General features: G+C 66.7%; 13 protein-coding genes. 12 read left to right on the plus strand and 1 reads right to left on the minus strand.

Annotated elements, in window-relative coordinates; translation table 11 throughout:
• The first annotated feature begins 110 nt into the window (after positions 1-110).
• The 8 genes from iolC to ASPU41_RS09670 all read left to right on the plus strand — a co-directional run bounded on the left by iolC (position 111) and on the right by ASPU41_RS09670 (position 10142).
• The gene (gene iolC / locus ASPU41_RS09635) at positions 111-1112 is read left to right on the plus strand and encodes a 5-dehydro-2-deoxygluconokinase (protein WP_069950731.1); all 1002 of its coding nucleotides are present in this window, start codon (positions 111-113) and stop codon (positions 1110-1112) included.
• Positions 1109-2074 (plus strand): Cgl0159 family (beta/alpha)8-fold protein, encoded by a 966-nt coding sequence (locus ASPU41_RS09640; RefSeq protein ID WP_069950732.1) that lies wholly within the window; start codon positions 1109-1111, stop codon positions 2072-2074. The genes iolC and ASPU41_RS09640 overlap by 4 nt, the downstream gene beginning before the upstream one ends.
• 39 nt (positions 2075-2113) lie before the next feature.
• Positions 2114-4042 (plus strand): 3D-(3,5/4)-trihydroxycyclohexane-1,2-dione acylhydrolase (decyclizing), encoded by a 1929-nt coding sequence (iolD, locus tag ASPU41_RS09645; protein WP_069950733.1) that lies wholly within the window; start codon positions 2114-2116, stop codon positions 4040-4042.
• Between the two features lie 46 nt (positions 4043-4088).
• A complete protein-coding gene (locus ASPU41_RS09650) occupies positions 4089-5606 on the plus strand; it encodes a CoA-acylating methylmalonate-semialdehyde dehydrogenase (RefSeq protein ID WP_069950734.1) in 1518 nt (505 codons plus the stop codon).
• Between the two features lie 203 nt (positions 5607-5809).
• Positions 5810-6721: a sugar phosphate isomerase/epimerase family protein gene (locus ASPU41_RS09655; RefSeq protein WP_069950735.1), complete on the plus strand. Its 912-nt coding sequence runs from the start codon at positions 5810-5812 to the stop codon at positions 6719-6721.
• Positions 6722-6748: 27 nt separating this feature from the next.
• Positions 6749-7762: a Gfo/Idh/MocA family protein gene (locus ASPU41_RS09660; protein ID WP_069950736.1), complete on the plus strand. Its 1014-nt coding sequence runs from the start codon at positions 6749-6751 to the stop codon at positions 7760-7762.
• Positions 7763-7848: 86 nt separating this feature from the next.
• Positions 7849-8724 (plus strand): sugar phosphate isomerase/epimerase family protein, encoded by an 876-nt coding sequence (locus tag ASPU41_RS09665; RefSeq protein ID WP_069950737.1) that lies wholly within the window; start codon positions 7849-7851, stop codon positions 8722-8724.
• Positions 8721-10142 (plus strand): sugar porter family MFS transporter, encoded by a 1422-nt coding sequence (locus tag ASPU41_RS09670; protein ID WP_069950738.1) that lies wholly within the window; start codon positions 8721-8723, stop codon positions 10140-10142. The genes ASPU41_RS09665 and ASPU41_RS09670 overlap by 4 nt, the downstream gene beginning before the upstream one ends.
• 76 nt (positions 10143-10218) lie before the next feature.
• Here the strand turns inward: ASPU41_RS09670 and ASPU41_RS09675 are convergent, their stop codons facing one another.
• A complete protein-coding gene (locus ASPU41_RS09675) occupies positions 10219-10668 on the minus strand; it encodes a MarR family winged helix-turn-helix transcriptional regulator (protein ID WP_069950739.1) in 450 nt (149 codons plus the stop codon).
• A 172-nt stretch (positions 10669-10840) separates the two neighbouring features.
• On the opposite strand from ASPU41_RS09675, the gene ASPU41_RS09680 reads away from it, so the two are divergent.
• From ASPU41_RS09680 to ASPU41_RS09695, 4 genes are all read left to right on the plus strand, one after another.
• Positions 10841-12076 carry an MFS transporter gene (locus ASPU41_RS09680; protein ID WP_069950740.1) on the plus strand — a complete coding sequence of 412 codons (1236 nt, stop codon included), beginning with the start codon at positions 10841-10843 and terminating at the stop codon, positions 12074-12076.
• A 259-nt stretch (positions 12077-12335) separates the two neighbouring features.
• Entirely contained in the window at positions 12336-13331 is a 996-nt protein-coding gene (locus ASPU41_RS09685) for a substrate-binding domain-containing protein (protein ID WP_069950741.1), read from the plus strand.
• Between the two features lie 51 nt (positions 13332-13382).
• On the plus strand, positions 13383-14432 hold the full coding sequence (locus tag ASPU41_RS09690) for an ABC transporter permease (RefSeq protein WP_069950742.1): 1050 nt from the start codon (positions 13383-13385) through the stop codon (positions 14430-14432).
• Between the two features lie 14 nt (positions 14433-14446).
• The gene (locus ASPU41_RS09695) at positions 14447-15361 is read left to right on the plus strand and encodes an ATP-binding cassette domain-containing protein (RefSeq protein ID WP_069950743.1); all 915 of its coding nucleotides are present in this window, start codon (positions 14447-14449) and stop codon (positions 15359-15361) included.
• Positions 15362-15369: the final 8 nt, after the last annotated feature.

The raw sequence follows: 15369 nt of genomic DNA on the forward strand, positions 1-15369 counted from the left end.
GATTCTAAGGCAAAGTAGGGGGTGTGGTCCGGCTCACGCCGGCCCGCCGGGCACCGAAGCTCAGGCTGTGTAAAGGTACAGAGTTCACACCAGAAAGGTCCACGATCACCGTGACCCACGAACTGCTTACGATCGGGCGCATCAGCGTTGATATCTACCCGAACGACATCGGGGTGGATCTGGAGGACGTTACGTCTTTCGGAAAATATCTGGGTGGCTCCCCGTCCAACGTCGCCGTGGCCGCTGCCCGCCATGGCCGCCGCGCCGCCGTCATCACCCGTACCGGCGATGATGCCTTCGGCAAGTACCTGCACCGCGAACTGCGCAAGTTCGACGTGGACGATTCCTTCGTCACTGCCGTCAAGGAATGGCCCACCGCGGTCACGTTCTGCGCGATCAAGCCCCCGGAAGACTTCCCGCTCTACTTCTACGGACGCTTCCCCACGGCACCTGACCTGCAGATCAAGGCAGCGGAACTGGACCTGGACGCCATCCGTGACGCCGGGATCTTCTGGTCCACCCTGACCGGCCTCTGCCAGGAACCCAGCCGTTCCGCGCACCTCGCAGCCCACGAGGCCCGGCCGCGCACCGGACTGAAGCCGGGCCAGTACACGATTTTGGACCTCGACTACCGGCCGATGTTCTGGGCCTCCGAAGCGGAGGCCCGGGAACAGGTCGCCAGGATCCTCCCGCACGTCACCGTGGCGATCGGCAACGACAAGGAATGCGCCGTCGCCGTCGGTGAAGGCACCCCGGACGAGCAGGCAGACCGGCTGCTCGCCGCCGGCGTCGAAATCGCCGTCGTCAAGCTCGGCCCCGAAGGTGTGATGGCAAAGACCCGCACCGAACGTGTTGTGTCCGCTCCGGTCCCGGTGGAAACCGTCAACGGACTCGGAGCCGGAGACTCCTTCGGCGGGGCCTTTTGCCACGGGCTGCTTTCCGGCTGGCCGCTCGCCCAGGTCCTGGACTTCGCCAACGCCGCCGGCGCGCTGGTCGCCTCCCGGCTCTCCTGCGCCGATGCGATGCCGACGCCGGAGGAAGTCACCGGCCTGCTCGCCGAACGCGGCCGCCTGGTACCGGGCACCTACGCCCCCGAAGGAGCAACCCTGTGAGCCTCAATCCCTCCTCCGCCACTGCCACGGTTGACGATGATCCCCGCCGCTACGAGCACCTGAGCATCATCCGGCTCGAGGACCCGGACGCGATCGCCCGCGCCGCGCAGGCCCGCCGCCGCCACCCCGGCGTCAAAGCCGGCAAACAGAACTTCATCGTCGCCGCCGACCACCCGGCCCGCGGCGCCCTCGCGGTCGGCAACGACCCCGTGGCCATGGCCGACCGCCGCCAACTCCTGGACCGGCTCCGGATCGCGCTCGCCAACCCGGACGTGGACGGCGTGCTGGCCTCCCCGGACATCATGGACGATTTGCTCCTGCTCGGCGCGCTGGAGGGCAAGCTGATCTTCGGCTCGATGAACCGCGGCGGGCTCTCCGGCCTGGTCAACGAACTCGATGACCGCTTCACCGGCCACACTGCCGCCGCGCTGGCGGCGCTGGGAGCCGACGGCGGCAAGATGCTCACGCGGATCTGCCTCGGTGACCCAGACACCGTCGCCACCCTGGAAGCGACCGCCAAGGCGATCGATTCGCTCGCCCAGCACAAGCTCATCGCCATGGTGGAGCCCTTCCTCTCCGTCTGGCAGAACGGCAAGGTCCGCAACGACCTCTCCACCAACGCCGTGATCAAATCCGTCGCGATCGCCGAGGGCCTGGGCTCCACCAGCGCCTACACCTGGATGAAACTCCCGGTGGTGGCCGAGATGGAACGCGTCATGGCGGCCACCACGATGCCCACCGTGCTCCTGGGCGGGGACCCGGACAGCAGCCAGGACGATGTCTTTGCGAGCTGGGAGGCAGCCCTCGCACTGCCCGGCGTCCAGGGGCTCACCGTCGGCCGGACACTGCTCTACCCGCACGACGGCGACGTCGCCGGCGCGGTGGCGACCGCCGCCTCGCTGCTGCACCATACGCAATCCGCCCGCACCGAATCCGCCCGCACCGCAGAAGTATCGGAGTAACTTCCCATGGGAATGAGCACTGCACCAGGAACCCGCAGAATGACGGTCGCCCAGGCCGTCGTCGAATACCTGTCCCGGCAGTACACCGTTGATTCGGTCGGCGGCCAGGACTACCGGGAACGGCTGATCCCGGGCACCTTCGGGATCTTCGGCCACGGCAATGTTGCCGGGGTCGGACAGGCCCTCAAGCAGTACCAGCAGCTCGATCCGACGATTATGCCGTACTACCAGGGCCGCAACGAACAGGCCCAGGCGCACCAGGCCGTCGGCTACGCCCGCCACACCCGCCGGCGCCAGACGTTCGCGATCAGCACCTCGATCGGGCCCGGTTCCTCGAACCTGCTCACCGGTGCCGCGCTGGCCACCACCAACCGGCTGCCGGTGCTCCTGCTGCCGAGCGACACCTTCGCCACCCGCGCCGCGGACCCCGTGCTGCAGCAGCTCGAGCAGCCCCACGGCTACGACATCACGGTCAACGACGCGTTCCGTCCGCTGTCGAAGTTCTTTGACCGGGTGACGCGGCCCGAGCAGCTGTTCTCCGCGTTCCACCACGGGCTCCGCGTGCTGACGGACCCGGCCGAGACCGGCGCGGTGACCATCTCGCTGCCCCAGGACGTCCAGGCCGAGGCCTTCGACGTGCCGGAGGAGTTCCTGTCCGAACGCGAATGGCGGATCCGCCGCCCGGACGCCGACGACGAGGACATCCGCCGCGCCGCCGCGGCCATCCGCGCCGCCAAGCGCCCGCTGATTATCGCCGGCGGCGGTGTGCTCTACGCCTACGCCAACGAGGAACTCGCGAAGTTCGTCGAGCTGACCGGCATCCCGGTGGGCAACACCCAGGCCGGCGTCGGCGTCCTGCCCTGGGACCACCAGTTCTCCCTCGGGGCGATCGGCTCCACCGGCACGACGGCGGCGAACGCCATCGCCGCCGAAGCGGACCTGATCATCGGCATCGGCACCCGCTACGAGGACTTCACCACCGCGTCCCGCACCGCGTTCCAGAACCCGGACGTAAAGTTCATCAACATCAACGTCGCCGCGATCGACGCCTACAAGCACGGCACCTCGCTGCCGATCGTCGCGGACGCCCGCAAAGCCCTGGTCAAGCTGAACCAGGCCCTGGGCGGCTACCGGATCGGCGAGGACCTGGAGCAGCGGATCGCGGACGAGAAGTCCCGCTGGGACGCCACCGTGGACGAGGCCTTCGACACCCGCTTCACCCCGCTGCCGGCCCAGAACGAGATCATCGGCGCCACGCACCGGGCCATGGACGCCCAGGACGTCGTCATCTGCGCCGCCGGGTCCCTCCCGGGCGACCTGCACAAGATGTGGCGCGTCCGGGACCCGTTCGGCTACCACGTCGAGTACGCATACTCCTGCATGGGCTACGAAATTCCCGGCGGCCTCGGCGTCAAGCGCGCGGCCCTGGCCGAAGCCGCGAAAGGCGGTGCGCAGCGCGACGTTGTGGTGATGGTGGGGGACGGTTCCTACCTCATGATGCACACCGAGCTGGTCACCGCCGTGGCCGAACGGATCAAGCTGATCGTGGTCCTGATCCAGAACCACGGCTACGCGTCGATCGGCTCGCTCTCCGAATCCCTGGGCTCCCAGCGCTTCGGCACCCAGTACCGCGCCCTCGACGAGGAACACCACAGCTTCGACGACGGCGACCGGCTCCCCGTGGACCTGGCCCTGAACGCCGAAAGCCTCGGCGTGACGGTGATCCGGATCGAACCGGGGGAGAAGGTCATCGCCCAGCTCGAACATGCCGTCCGGGACGCCAAGGCGGCCCCCGAACGCGGCGGCCCGATCCTCATCCACGTCGAATCCGACCCGCTGCTGGACGCCCCCAGCTCCGAGTCCTGGTGGGACGTTCCGGTCTCCCAGGTCTCCGAGCTCGACTCCACCAAACAGGCCTTCCAGACCTACCTCGATCACAAGAGCCAGCAGCGCAAGCTGCTCGGCTGACCCCGGCTCCCGCGCCACCCCGGCATCCAACCCCAAGGACATTCTGATGAGCACCCCCACCCTCACCACCACCAAAACCATCCACCACTTCATCAACGGCGCCGAAACCGCCGGCGTTGGCGACCGCACCCAGCCCGTCTACAACCCCGCCACCGGCGCCGTCACTGCAGAGCTGCGGCTGGCCAACCGGGCGGACCTGGACGCCACCGTGGCCGCCGCCCGCGCCGCGGCCGACAGCTGGGGCGACTTCTCCCTCGCCAAGCGCACCGCCGTGCTGTTCAAATTCCGTGAGCTCGTCGCGGCCCACGTGGACGACCTCGCCGAGCTGATCACCGCCGAACACGGCAAGGTCCTCTCCGACGCCAAAGGCGAAATCGGCCGCGGCCTGGAGGTCATCGAGTTCGCCTGCGGCATCCCGACCCTGCTCAAGGGCGACTACTCGGACCAGGTCTCCACCGGGATCGACGTGTTCTCCTTCCGCGAACCGCTCGGCGTCGTCGCCGGCATCACCCCGTTCAACTTCCCCGTGATGGTGCCGCTGTGGATGGCGCCGATGGCGATCGCCACCGGGAACGCCTTTATCCTCAAGCCCTCCGAACGCGACCCCTCCGCTTCGATGCTGCTCGCCAAACTGTGGAAGGACGCGGGCCTGCCCGACGGTGTCTTCCAGGTCCTGCACGGGGACAAGGAAACCGTCGAAGGACTCCTCACCCACCCGGACGTGGACGGCATCTCCTTCGTCGGCTCCACCCCGATCGCCCAGTACGTCCACGAGACCGCCACCAAGCACGGCAAGCGCGTCCAGGCCCTGGGCGGCGCGAAGAACCACGCCATCGTCATGCCCGACGCCGACCTCGACAACGCCGCGGACCACCTCGCCGCCGCCGCCTTCGGCTCCGCCGGTGAGCGCTGCATGGCCATCTCGGTCGCCGTCGCAGTGGGCGACGCCGCGGACGTGCTGGTCGACAGGGTCCGGGAACGCGCCCTCGCCGTCAAGGTCAACAACGGCACCGCGCCCGACGCCGAAATGGGCCCGGTCATCACCCCGGCCTCCAAGGAACGCATCGTGAAGATCGTCACCGAAGCCGAAACCGCCGGAGCGGCGATGGTGGTGGACGGCCGCGACCTCGTCGTCCCCGGCCACGAGGACGGCTTCTGGGTCGGCCCCACGGTCCTGGACCACGTCAAGACCGAAATGACCGCCTACAGCGAGGAAATCTTCGGACCCGTCCTCGTGGTGGTCCGGGTCGAGGACCTGGACGCCGGCATCGCCCTGATCAATTCCAACCCCTTCGGCAACGGCACCGCCATCTTCACCTCCTCCGGCGCCAATGCCCGCAAGTTCCAGCGCTCCGTCACCGTGGGCATGATCGGCATCAACGTGCCGCTGCCCGTGCCGGTGGCACACCACTCCTTCGGCGGCTGGAAGGCCTCGCTCTTCGGCGACAAGCACATCTACGGCCCGGAGGGCGTGTCCTTCTACACCCGCGGCAAGGTGGTCACCTCACGCTGGCCCGAACCGACCCACGCCTCGGGCGCCTCCTACAACTTCCCGTCCAACTAGTCCCCACCGCCTCCCTGCCCTCGCAAGTCCCCACCGGCTCCCAGCCTTCGCAAGCTCAGGCAGGGGCCCTCGCCGGTGGGGCCCCACGGCCAGGGAACCCTGGCGGCGTGGGCCCAACCAACAACCCCGATCGATTGCTCCGTACCCGCCGTTTTGAGCGTCCAAAACGGCACCTGCGGAGCAGCCGATGAGAAGGAATGGCAATGACTGAGAACAAGCTGATCATCGGCACCGCGCCGGACTCCTGGGGCGTCTGGTTTGCGGATGACCCCAAGCAGACCCCTTGGGAACGGTTCCTCGACGAAGTCGCGGAATCCGGCTACAAGTGGATCGAACTCGGCCCCTACGGCTACCTCCCCACTGACCCGGCCCGGCTGGCAGAGGAGCTGAAGGCACGCGACCTGCAGATCTCGGCCGGCACCGTCTTCACCGCGTTCCACCGCGGCCTGGACCAATGGGAAACTGCGTGGGAACCGGCCCGCAGGGTCGCCGAACTCACCGCCGCGATGGGCGGGGAACACATTGTAGTCATCCCCGCGATGTGGCGCGACGACGTCACCGGCGAGGCTGTGGAAAGCGGCGAGCTCACCGAGAAGGCCTGGGCCGACCTCTTCGCAGGGCACAACCGCCTCGGCAGGACCCTGCTGGAGGACTTCGGCCTGAAGCAGCAGTTCCACTCGCACGCGGACTCCCACGTGGGCGCGCAGGCGGACATCGAGACCCTCCTCGCCGCCACGGACAGCCAGTACCTCAACCTGTGCCTGGACACCGGGCACGCCGAGTACTGCGGCGCGTCCAGCCTGGAGCTGATCAAGAACTACCCGGACCGGATCGGCTACCTGCACCTCAAGCAGATCAACCCGGACATCCTCAGGAAGGTCAACCAGGAGAACATGACCTGGGCCGCCGCCAACCTGGCCGGTGTGATGACCGAACCGCCGAGCGGACTGCCGGACCTGCGCGCCGTCATCGAGGCCGTCGAGGCGCTGAACCGGCCGATCTTTGGCATCGTGGAGCAGGACATGTACCCCGTGGCCTTCGACGTCCCGATGCCGATCGCCAAGCGCACCCGGAACTACTTGCTTTCCTGCGGCTCCCGCACCGCCGTCAACTAGACGTCAACCAGAACTGAGGACAAAACCATGACCAAGACCCTCCGCGTAGCCGTCATCGGCGCCGGCCGAATGGGCGCAGACCACATTCAGCGGCTCAACACCCGTATCCGCGGCGCCGAAGTTGCCGCAGTCGTCGACGTCGACCTGGCCCGTGCCCAGGCCGCCATCGAAGGCATCCCGGGCGCCGTCGCCCTTGCGGACGCCGACGAGGCCCTCAGCAACGGCGACGTCAACGCCGTGCTGATCGCCACCCCGGGTTTCCTGCACGAGGACATCCTGTTCAAGGCGCTCGCCAAGGACATTCCGATCCTCTGCGAGAAGCCGCTCACCCCGGACGCCGAGTCCGCCTGGAGGATCGTCCAGGCCGAGGAAAAGCTCGGCCACCAGCGCATCCAGGTCGGTTTTATGCGACGCTTCGACGCCGAATACGCCGCCCTGGGCAACATCATCCGGAGCTCCGAACTCGGTGAACTGCTGATGCTGCACCACCAGCACCGCAACCCGACCACCCCCGCCGGGTTCACCAACGAAATGCTGATCAACGACTCCGTGGTGCACGAATTCGACGCCATCCGGTACTTCACCGGCGAGGAAATCACCTCCGTCCAGGTCCGCCTCGGCAAGGCCACCCGGAACGCCCCGGCCGGCCAGCACGACCCGCAGCACGTGCTGATCGAAACGGAATCCGGTGTCCTGGCCGACGTGGAGATCTTCGTCAACGCGAAGTTCGGCTACCAGGTGGCCACCCAGGCCTCCTTCGAGGACGGCATCGTCAGCATCGGCGGGGACACGGGCCCGTCCACCCTCAGCAACGGCCGCTGGGGCGGCAGCGTCACCCCGGGCTTCGAGGAGCGCTTCGGGGCCGCCTACGACGTCGAAATCCAGTCCTGGGTGGACGCCGCCCTGCGCGGTGAAATCGGCGGCCCGACGGCCTGGGACGGCTACGCCACCGCCGCCTGCTGCGAGGCCGGCGTCGAGGCGCAGAAGAACGGTGAAAAGGTCGCCGTGAAGCTGAACGCAAAGCCCGCGCTCTACCGCTAGGGCGAACGCCGAAGGGGGCCAGGCCTCCTTCGGCGTTCCTTCCGGTCCCCCGCACAACCTGCCCGATCCACCATGGAGTGTTCCACGTGAAAATCGCACTTGATCCAACGCCCTTCCACCACTCGCACAGCCTGCTCGAATTTCCCCGGGTGGTGGCGGACCTCGGCTACAAGTACATGCAGATGACCCCGCACGCCGACCTCATCCCGTTCTACAACCACCCGAAGGCCGACGACGAACTGGTGGGCCAGCTGGCCAAGGCCTGCAGGGACGCCGGGATCGAAATCGCCTCGATCCTGCCGGTGCTGCGCTGGTCCGGCCCGGATGAGGATGCCCGCGAAGCGGCCGTCCGGTACTGGAAGCGTGCCATCCAGATCGCCGTGGACCTGGGTGTCAGCACCATGAACACCGAATTCAGCGGACGCCCGGAGAAGGCCGAGGAATCCGAGCGCGCGTTCTACCGCTCCATGGAGGAACTGCTGCCGATCATCGAACGCGAAGGCATCGACCTGCTGATCGACCCGCACCCGGACGACTTCGTCGAGGAGGGCCTGGCCGCGATCCGGGTGATCCGCGGCCTGAACTCCAAGCACGTCGGCCTGGTCTACGTCGCTTCGCATAGTTTCCATATGCAGAACGCGCCGCTGGACATCATGCGCGCCGCGGGGGACAAGCTCCGCCTGGTCCACGTCGCCGACACCATGGACCACCACGCCTCGCACGGGCTGCGCTACATCACCAACCCGCCCGGCAACCCGGTCCGGGTGCACCAGCACCTGAAAATCGGCGACGGCGACGTCAACTGGGACGAGTTCTTCGGCGGGCTGAAGGAAATCGGCTTCCTCGACCGCGAGGACACCGTGATGGTCTCCAGCGTCTTCGCGGAGGACGACAACGCCGCCGAGGTCTCCCGCTACCAGCTGGAGACCATGAAGCAGCAGATCCAGAAGGTGAGCGTATGACGTCGGTGGCAACCGCCCAACAGCGGAAGGCGCCCGGAAACCACAAACGGGCACTGCGCACCGCGACCATCATCTCCACCTTCGGTGGGTTGCTCTTCGGCTACGACACCGGTGTCATCAACGGCGCCCTGCCGTACATGCAGGAGGACCTGGGCCTCACGCCGCTCACCGAAGGGCTCGTGACCTCCTCGCTGCTCTTCGGCGCAGCCTTCGGCGCCCTGTTCGGCGGGCGGCTCGCGGACCGTAACGGACGACGCAAAATGATCATGGTGCTCGCCGTCATCTTCCTGATCGGCACCCTCGCCTGCACCTTCGCCCCGAACACCGAAGTGATGATCCTGGCCCGCTTCGTCCTCGGCCTTGCCGTCGGCGGCGCGTCCGTCACCGTCCCGGTGTACCTCGCCGAAGTCTCGCCGAGCGCACGGCGCGGCCGGATCGTGACCCAGAACGAGCTGATGATCGTCACCGGCCAGCTACTGGCCTTCATCTTCAACGCCTACCTCGGCAACACCTTCGGTGAATCCGGCGGGATCTGGCGCTGGATGCTCGTGATCGCCACTCTTCCGGCGATCGCGCTCTGGATCGGCATGAACTTTATGCCCGAAAGCCCCCGCTGGCTGGCCTCGATGGGCAGCTTCGGCGAAACCCTCAGCGTGCTGCAGCGGATCCGCTCCCAGTCCGAGGCCCGGGCCGAGTTCGAGGAAGTCAAGGCCATGGCCGTGGAGGACTACAAGTCCAAGATGGGTTCCTGGAAGGACCTCGGCGTCCCCTGGCTGCGCCGCATCTTCGTGATGGGCGTCGGCCTCGCCGTCATCCAACAGATCACCGGCGTGAACTCGATCATGTACTACGGTACCCAGATCCTCGCTGAGTCCGGCTTCGGCAGGGAGGCTGCGTTGACGGCGAACATCGCCAACGGCGTCATCTCCGTCGTCGCGACCTTCGTGGGGATCTGGCTGCTGGGCAAGGTGGGCCGGCGCAGGATGCTCATCACCGGCCAGCTCGGCACGACGGCGGCGTTGCTGTCGATCGGCTTCTTCTCGCTCATCCTGCCCGAAGGTACCGCCCGCGGCTTCGTGATCCTCGCCCTGACCGTAACGTTCCTGGCATTCCAGCAGGGCGCGATCTCCCCGGTCACCTGGCTGATGCTCTCCGAGATCTTCCCGCTGAAGATCCGCGGCCTGGGCATGGGCGCCTCAGCCTTCGTACTGTGGACAGTGAACTTCCTGGTGGGGTTCGGCTTCCCGCAGCTCCTTGCCGCGATCGGGCTCTCCAACACCTTCTTCGTCTTTGCCGTGCTGGGCGTCGGTGCCATCGCGTTCGCCGCGAAGTACATTCCGGAAACCAAGGACAAGAGCCTGGAAGACCTGGAGCACTACTTCAAGAACGTGGCCGGCAAGCAGCCCGCCACCGCGTAGCCGTGCCTGCAAAGCCCTGCCCCGTCATTCCGTGCGGGGCAGGGCTTTGTGCGTGTCCGGAAGCCGGGCAGCGTCGCTAAACGTGCGCGTGCAGCGTCGGAAGCGCAGCGACGAGCGGCGCCAGCTCCGGCACCTCCTGCGCCTCGGCCAGCGCCCGCTCCAGTGTGGCGTCATGGCTGGGCCGGGCCTCCTCGAGCAGCTTGATGCCGTCCGGCGTGAGCTCGGTGTAGATTCCGCGGCGGTCATCGGCGCACAGGATCCGGGTCAGCAGGCCCCGGTCCTCGAGGCGGTTGACCAGGCGGGTGGTGGCGCTGGCGCTCAGCGCGGTGGCGCGGGCCAGCTGCTGCATCCGCATGTGCCAGCCGTCCTGGCGGCTCAGCGCATCCAGCACGGTGTACTCCACAACGGACAGCTGCGCCACAGCCTGCAGCGAGCGTTCCAGTTCCGCCTCGATCAGTCCATGCAGGGCCGCCAGGGTCCGCCAGCCTTGCGCCCGGACCTCGACGGCGTCGTCCTTGATGCCCATCAGTTCTTCCCTTCAGATCAGCCTGCTCCGCTCCGGAGGACCCCAGGGCGGAGCAGGCCCGCAAATTAGTTGCTTGCGCGGTATAGTTGCTTGTGCAACAATACATAACGCGTCTGCAACTAATAGCTTACGCTTCGCATTTCTTTCCGTACAGTTTTGAAGGAGCTCCACCATGCCAATCGGCCTGATAGCACTCGCCCTCGGCGGGTTCGGGATCGGACTCACTGAGTTCGTCATCATGGGCCTGCTGCCCGAAGTGGCCGCGGACTTCCAGGTCAGCGAGGCCACCGCGGGCTGGCTCATCTCCGGCTACGCGCTCGCCGTCGTCGTCGGGGCCCTGCTCCTGACCGCCGCCGTGACGCGCTTCGAGCGCAAACCCGTCCTGGCCGTGCTGATGGTGCTGTTCATCGCCGGCAACCTGGTCTCCGCCATCGCGCCCGACTACTCGCTGATGATGATCGGCCGCATCATCGCCGCGCTCGCGCACGGCGCCTTCTTCGGCATCGGCGCGGTGGTCGCCGCCAGCATGGTCGCCCCCACCAAAAAGGCCGGCGCGATCGCCATCATGTTCACCGGGCTCACGGCGGCCAACGTCCTGGGCGTTCCCTTCGGCACCATGCTGGGACAGGCCGCCGGCTGGCGCTCCACCTTTTGGGCGATCACCGGCATCGGCATCATTTCCCTCGTCGGCATTTTGACCCTGGTCCCCAGGACAGGCTCAGGGGAGGTTGCCCCCGGCGGCCTGCGCGGGGAGCTCCGCGCCTTCCGCTCCGGCCAGGTATGGCTCTCCATCCTGGTCACCATCCTGGGCTACGGCGGCATGTTCGGCGCCTTCACCTACATCGCCTTCACCCTCACCGAGGTGACCGGGTTCTCCGCTTCCACCGTGCCGTGGCTGCTCATCCTCTTCGGCGTGGGCCTCTTTATCGGCAACACTGTCGGCGGCAAGGCGGCGGACCGGAACGTGGACCGCACCCTGCTGGTGTCGCTCTCCGCGCTGGTGGTCGTCCTCGTGGTCTTCGCGCTCACCGCGGGCAACCAGCCGATGACCATCGCCTCCATGGTGCTGCTGGGCGGCTTCGGCTTCGCCACGGTCCCCGGGCTGCAGATGCGCGTCATGAAATACGCCACGACCGCCCCCACCCTGGCCTCCGGCGCCAACATCGGAGCCTTCAACGTGGGCAACGCACTCGGCGCGTGGATGGGCGGCGTGACCATCACCGCCGGCCTCGGCTACACCTCGCCCATCTGGGCCGGTGCCGGGATCACCCTGCTAGGCCTAGGTGTCATGGTGTTCGCGGCGGCCGCTGCGAAACGGCACGACGCCGGACGTGCCGGCGGCACGCCCGGAACCGGCGTCGCCGGTGCAGACAGCGAGCGGGAAAGCGTGGAACTCCAGCGGGCCTAGCGGCAAAGATTGCATGGCAGATTTGACGACGACGGCGGCCCTCCCGGCTGCCGTCGTCGTCATTCCTGGGCCGCGGCCGCCCTGGAGGCGCCCGGGAACCGGTAGTTCTTTACGCGCATAACGGCCATAGTTACGTGATTACATTCTAATGTCAGGACAAACTATTGACATGAGTGAGCTAAGTCACCATGATCGGAGTAGGCATTATTCCGGCGGCTGCAAGGTAGCAGCCCGGAGCTGAAATCAAAGGAGATTCACGGTGGCTAAATTTTCCTGGCGCAAGGCGACCCTGGTGGCGGCGGTTGTGCCGATGCTGGCAATGAGCGCATGTTCAAGCACCGGCGGCAAGCCCGCAGATTCCGGCAACGCGGCCGGCGGCGGCCAAGTCGCCACGACGGAACGGATGAAGATTGCCCTGATCACCCACGCCGCAGCGGGTGACACCTTCTGGGACATCGTTCGCAAGGGTGCCGAGGAGGCGGCGGCGAAGGACAACGTTGAACTCCTCTACACGTCCGATCCCGAAGCCGGGCGCCAGGCCCAGCTCATCCAGCAGGCTATCGACCAGAAGGTGGACGGCATCGCGGTCACGCTCGCCAAGCCCGAAGCCCTCAGTGACTCCCTGAAGAAGGCCGCCGACGCAGGCATCCCGATTGTGAGCCTTAACGCCGGCGAATCGGTTGCCACCCAGCTGGGGGCTTTCACCCACTTCGGTTCGAACGAAAAGCTCGCCGGTGAGGCCGTCGGCACGCGGCTCGCGGCGGAGAACTTCAAGCACCCGGTCTGCGTGATTCAGGAACAGGGCCACGTCGGCCTGGAAGCACGTTGTGCCGGCGTCAAGGCGAAGGTGCCCGGAACTGAGATCCTTTACGTCGAGGGCAAGGACATGACCTCCGTCCAGTCCACCGCGACGGCCAAGCTGCAGGCTACCAATGACGCCGACGTCATTATCGGCCTCGGCGCCCCCATCACCCTGACTCTCCTCAAATCGGTCACGGATGCCGGCAGTTCTGCCAAGGTGGCAAGTTTCGACCTGAACGCTGATCTCGCCCAGAAGATCGTGGATGGTGCAGTTCTGTTCACCGTGGACCAGCAGCCATGGCTGCAGGGCTACGGCGCCATCGATGCGCTCTGGCAGAACAAGCGCGGCGGATTTAGCATCGGCGGCGGCCAGTCGGTCCTCACCGGCCCGAGCCTCGTCGACAAATCGAATGCGGCCGATGTCCTGACCTTCGCCCAGCAGGGTATCCGCTAACAGCCCGTTGGCCGGGCGGGCTCAGGCCGGCCCGGCAGCAAGGAGATCTCCATGACCATGACCCAGACCAAGACAAAGTCACCGGCGCCCGATGAGCGCGTCGCCAAGCGCAGTCCGTTCCAGAAGCTTCTCGGACGTCCCGAGGTCGGCGCCCTGGTGGGCGCGATCGTCCTCTTCATCTTCTTCGCGGCCGTTTCCCCGACGTTCACCCAGCCCAATGCGCTGGCGACCATCCTGTACGGCAGCTCCACGATCGGGATCATGGCCGTGGGGGTGTCCTTGCTGATGATCGGCGGGGAATTCGACCTGTCCACCGGTGTTGCCGTGATCTCCTCGGCGCTGACGGCGTCGATGTTCAGCTGGTACTTCAGCACGAACGTCTGGGTCGGCGTCCTCCTGGCCCTGGTGGTCTCCCTGGGCATCGGCTACATCAACGGCTGGATCCTGATGAAGACCAAGCTGCCCAGCTTCATCGTCACCCTGGCCACCTTCCTGATGCTGACCGGCTTGAACCTGGGCCTGACCCGCCTGATCGGCGGCTCGGTCTCCTCCCCGTCCATCTCCAACATGGACGGCTTCGCCTCGGCCCGGGCGGTGTTCGCCTCCTCGGTCACCATCGGCGGCGTCGACGTCAAAATCACGGTGTTCATCTGGATCGCGCTCGTTGCGGTCGCCACCTGGGTGCTGATGCGGACCCGGGTGGGGAACTGGATCTTCGCCGTCGGTGGGGACGCGAACGCCGCCCGCGCCGTGGGTGTGCCGGTCAAGGCCACCAAGATCGGACTGTTCATGGCCGTCGGGTTCTGCGGCTGGATCCTGGGCATGCACAACCTCTTTGCCTTCGACACGGTGCAGTCCGGTGAAGGCGTGGGCAACGAATTCCTCTACATCATCGCCGCGGTCATCGGCGGGTGCCTCCTGACCGGCGGCTACGGCTCGGCGATCGGCGGCGCGATCGGCGCGTTCATCTTCGGCATGGCCAACAAGGGCATTGTCTACGCCCAGTGGAACCCGGACTGGTTCAAGTTCTTCCTGGGCCTGATGCTGCTGCTGGCCACCATCGTCAACCTCATCGTCAAGCGCCGCGCGGAACTCAAGTAAAGGGGCCCGGAGAAATGAACGCCAACGAAATCGACCAGCAAACGCTGCTCCAGAACGAAAAAGACCCCCTCACCCACACCCCCGTCCACCTGCTCTCCCTCGAAGGCGTCGGCAAGCACTACGGCAACATCATCGCCCTGTCCGACGTCACGATGGCCGTGGACAACGGCCGCGTCACCTGCGTCCTGGGCGACAACGGCGCCGGCAAGTCCACGCTGATCAAGATCATCGCGGGCCTGCACCAGCACGACGCCGGGGTCCTGAACATCATGGGCGAGGAACGCGAATTCGCATCGCCCCGGGACGCACTGGACGTCGGCATCGCCACCGTCTACCAGGACCTCGCGGTGGTGCCCCTGATGCCGATCTGGCGCAACTTCTTCCTCGGCTCGGAACTGACCTCCGGCTTCGGCCCGTTCAAGAGCATGGACGTCGAGAAGATGAAGGACATCACGCTCAAGGAACTCGCCGCGATGGGCATCGACCTCCGCGACGTCGAACAGCCCATCGGCCAGCTCTCCGGCGGTGAACGCCAGTGCGTCGCGATCGCCCGCGCCGTGTACTTCGGCGCGAAAGTCCTGATCCTGGACGAACCCACCGCCGCCCTGGGCGTGAAGCAGTCCGGCGTGGTCCTGCGCTACATCCTGCAGGCCCGCGACCGCGGCCTCGGCGTCATCTTCATCACCCACAACCCGCACCACGCCTTCCCCGTCGGCGACCGGTTCCTGCTGCTCAAACGCGGCAAGTCAATCGGCTACTACGACAAAAAAGACATCACCCTCGACGAACTCACCGCCCAAATGGCCGGCGGCGCCGAACTCGCCGAACTCGCCCACGAACTCGAACAACTCGGCGGCCACGGCGACATCGTCAAGGAAGTCCAGGGCGAAGCGGCCGAGGTGGCCCAGACCACCGGTAAGTCCTACTAACACCAAGG

Source organism: Arthrobacter sp. U41 (genome assembly GCF_001750145.1).
Lineage (GTDB): Bacteria > Actinomycetota > Actinomycetes > Actinomycetales > Micrococcaceae > Arthrobacter.

Bases quoted from the DNA above. Each gene is read 5' to 3' on its own strand.
- ASPU41_RS09695 (WP_069950743.1), top strand. From the start codon at position 14,447: ATGAACGCCAACGAAATCGACCAGCAAACGCTGCTCCAGAACGAAAAA.
- ASPU41_RS09680 (WP_069950740.1), top strand. From the start codon at position 10,841: ATGCCAATCGGCCTGATAGCACTCGCCCTCGGCGGGTTCGGGATCGGA.
- ASPU41_RS09690 (WP_069950742.1), top strand. From the start codon at position 13,383: ATGACCATGACCCAGACCAAGACAAAGTCACCGGCGCCCGATGAGCGC.
- ASPU41_RS09670 (WP_069950738.1), top strand. From the start codon at position 8,721: ATGACGTCGGTGGCAACCGCCCAACAGCGGAAGGCGCCCGGAAACCAC.
- ASPU41_RS09655 (WP_069950735.1), top strand. From the start codon at position 5,810: ATGACTGAGAACAAGCTGATCATCGGCACCGCGCCGGACTCCTGGGGC.
- ASPU41_RS09675 (WP_069950739.1), bottom strand. From the start codon at position 10,668: ATGGGCATCAAGGACGACGCCGTCGAGGTCCGGGCGCAAGGCTGGCGG.
- iolD (WP_069950733.1), top strand. From the start codon at position 2,114: ATGACGGTCGCCCAGGCCGTCGTCGAATACCTGTCCCGGCAGTACACC.
- ASPU41_RS09660 (WP_069950736.1), top strand. From the start codon at position 6,749: ATGACCAAGACCCTCCGCGTAGCCGTCATCGGCGCCGGCCGAATGGGC.
- ASPU41_RS09650 (WP_069950734.1), top strand. From the start codon at position 4,089: ATGAGCACCCCCACCCTCACCACCACCAAAACCATCCACCACTTCATC.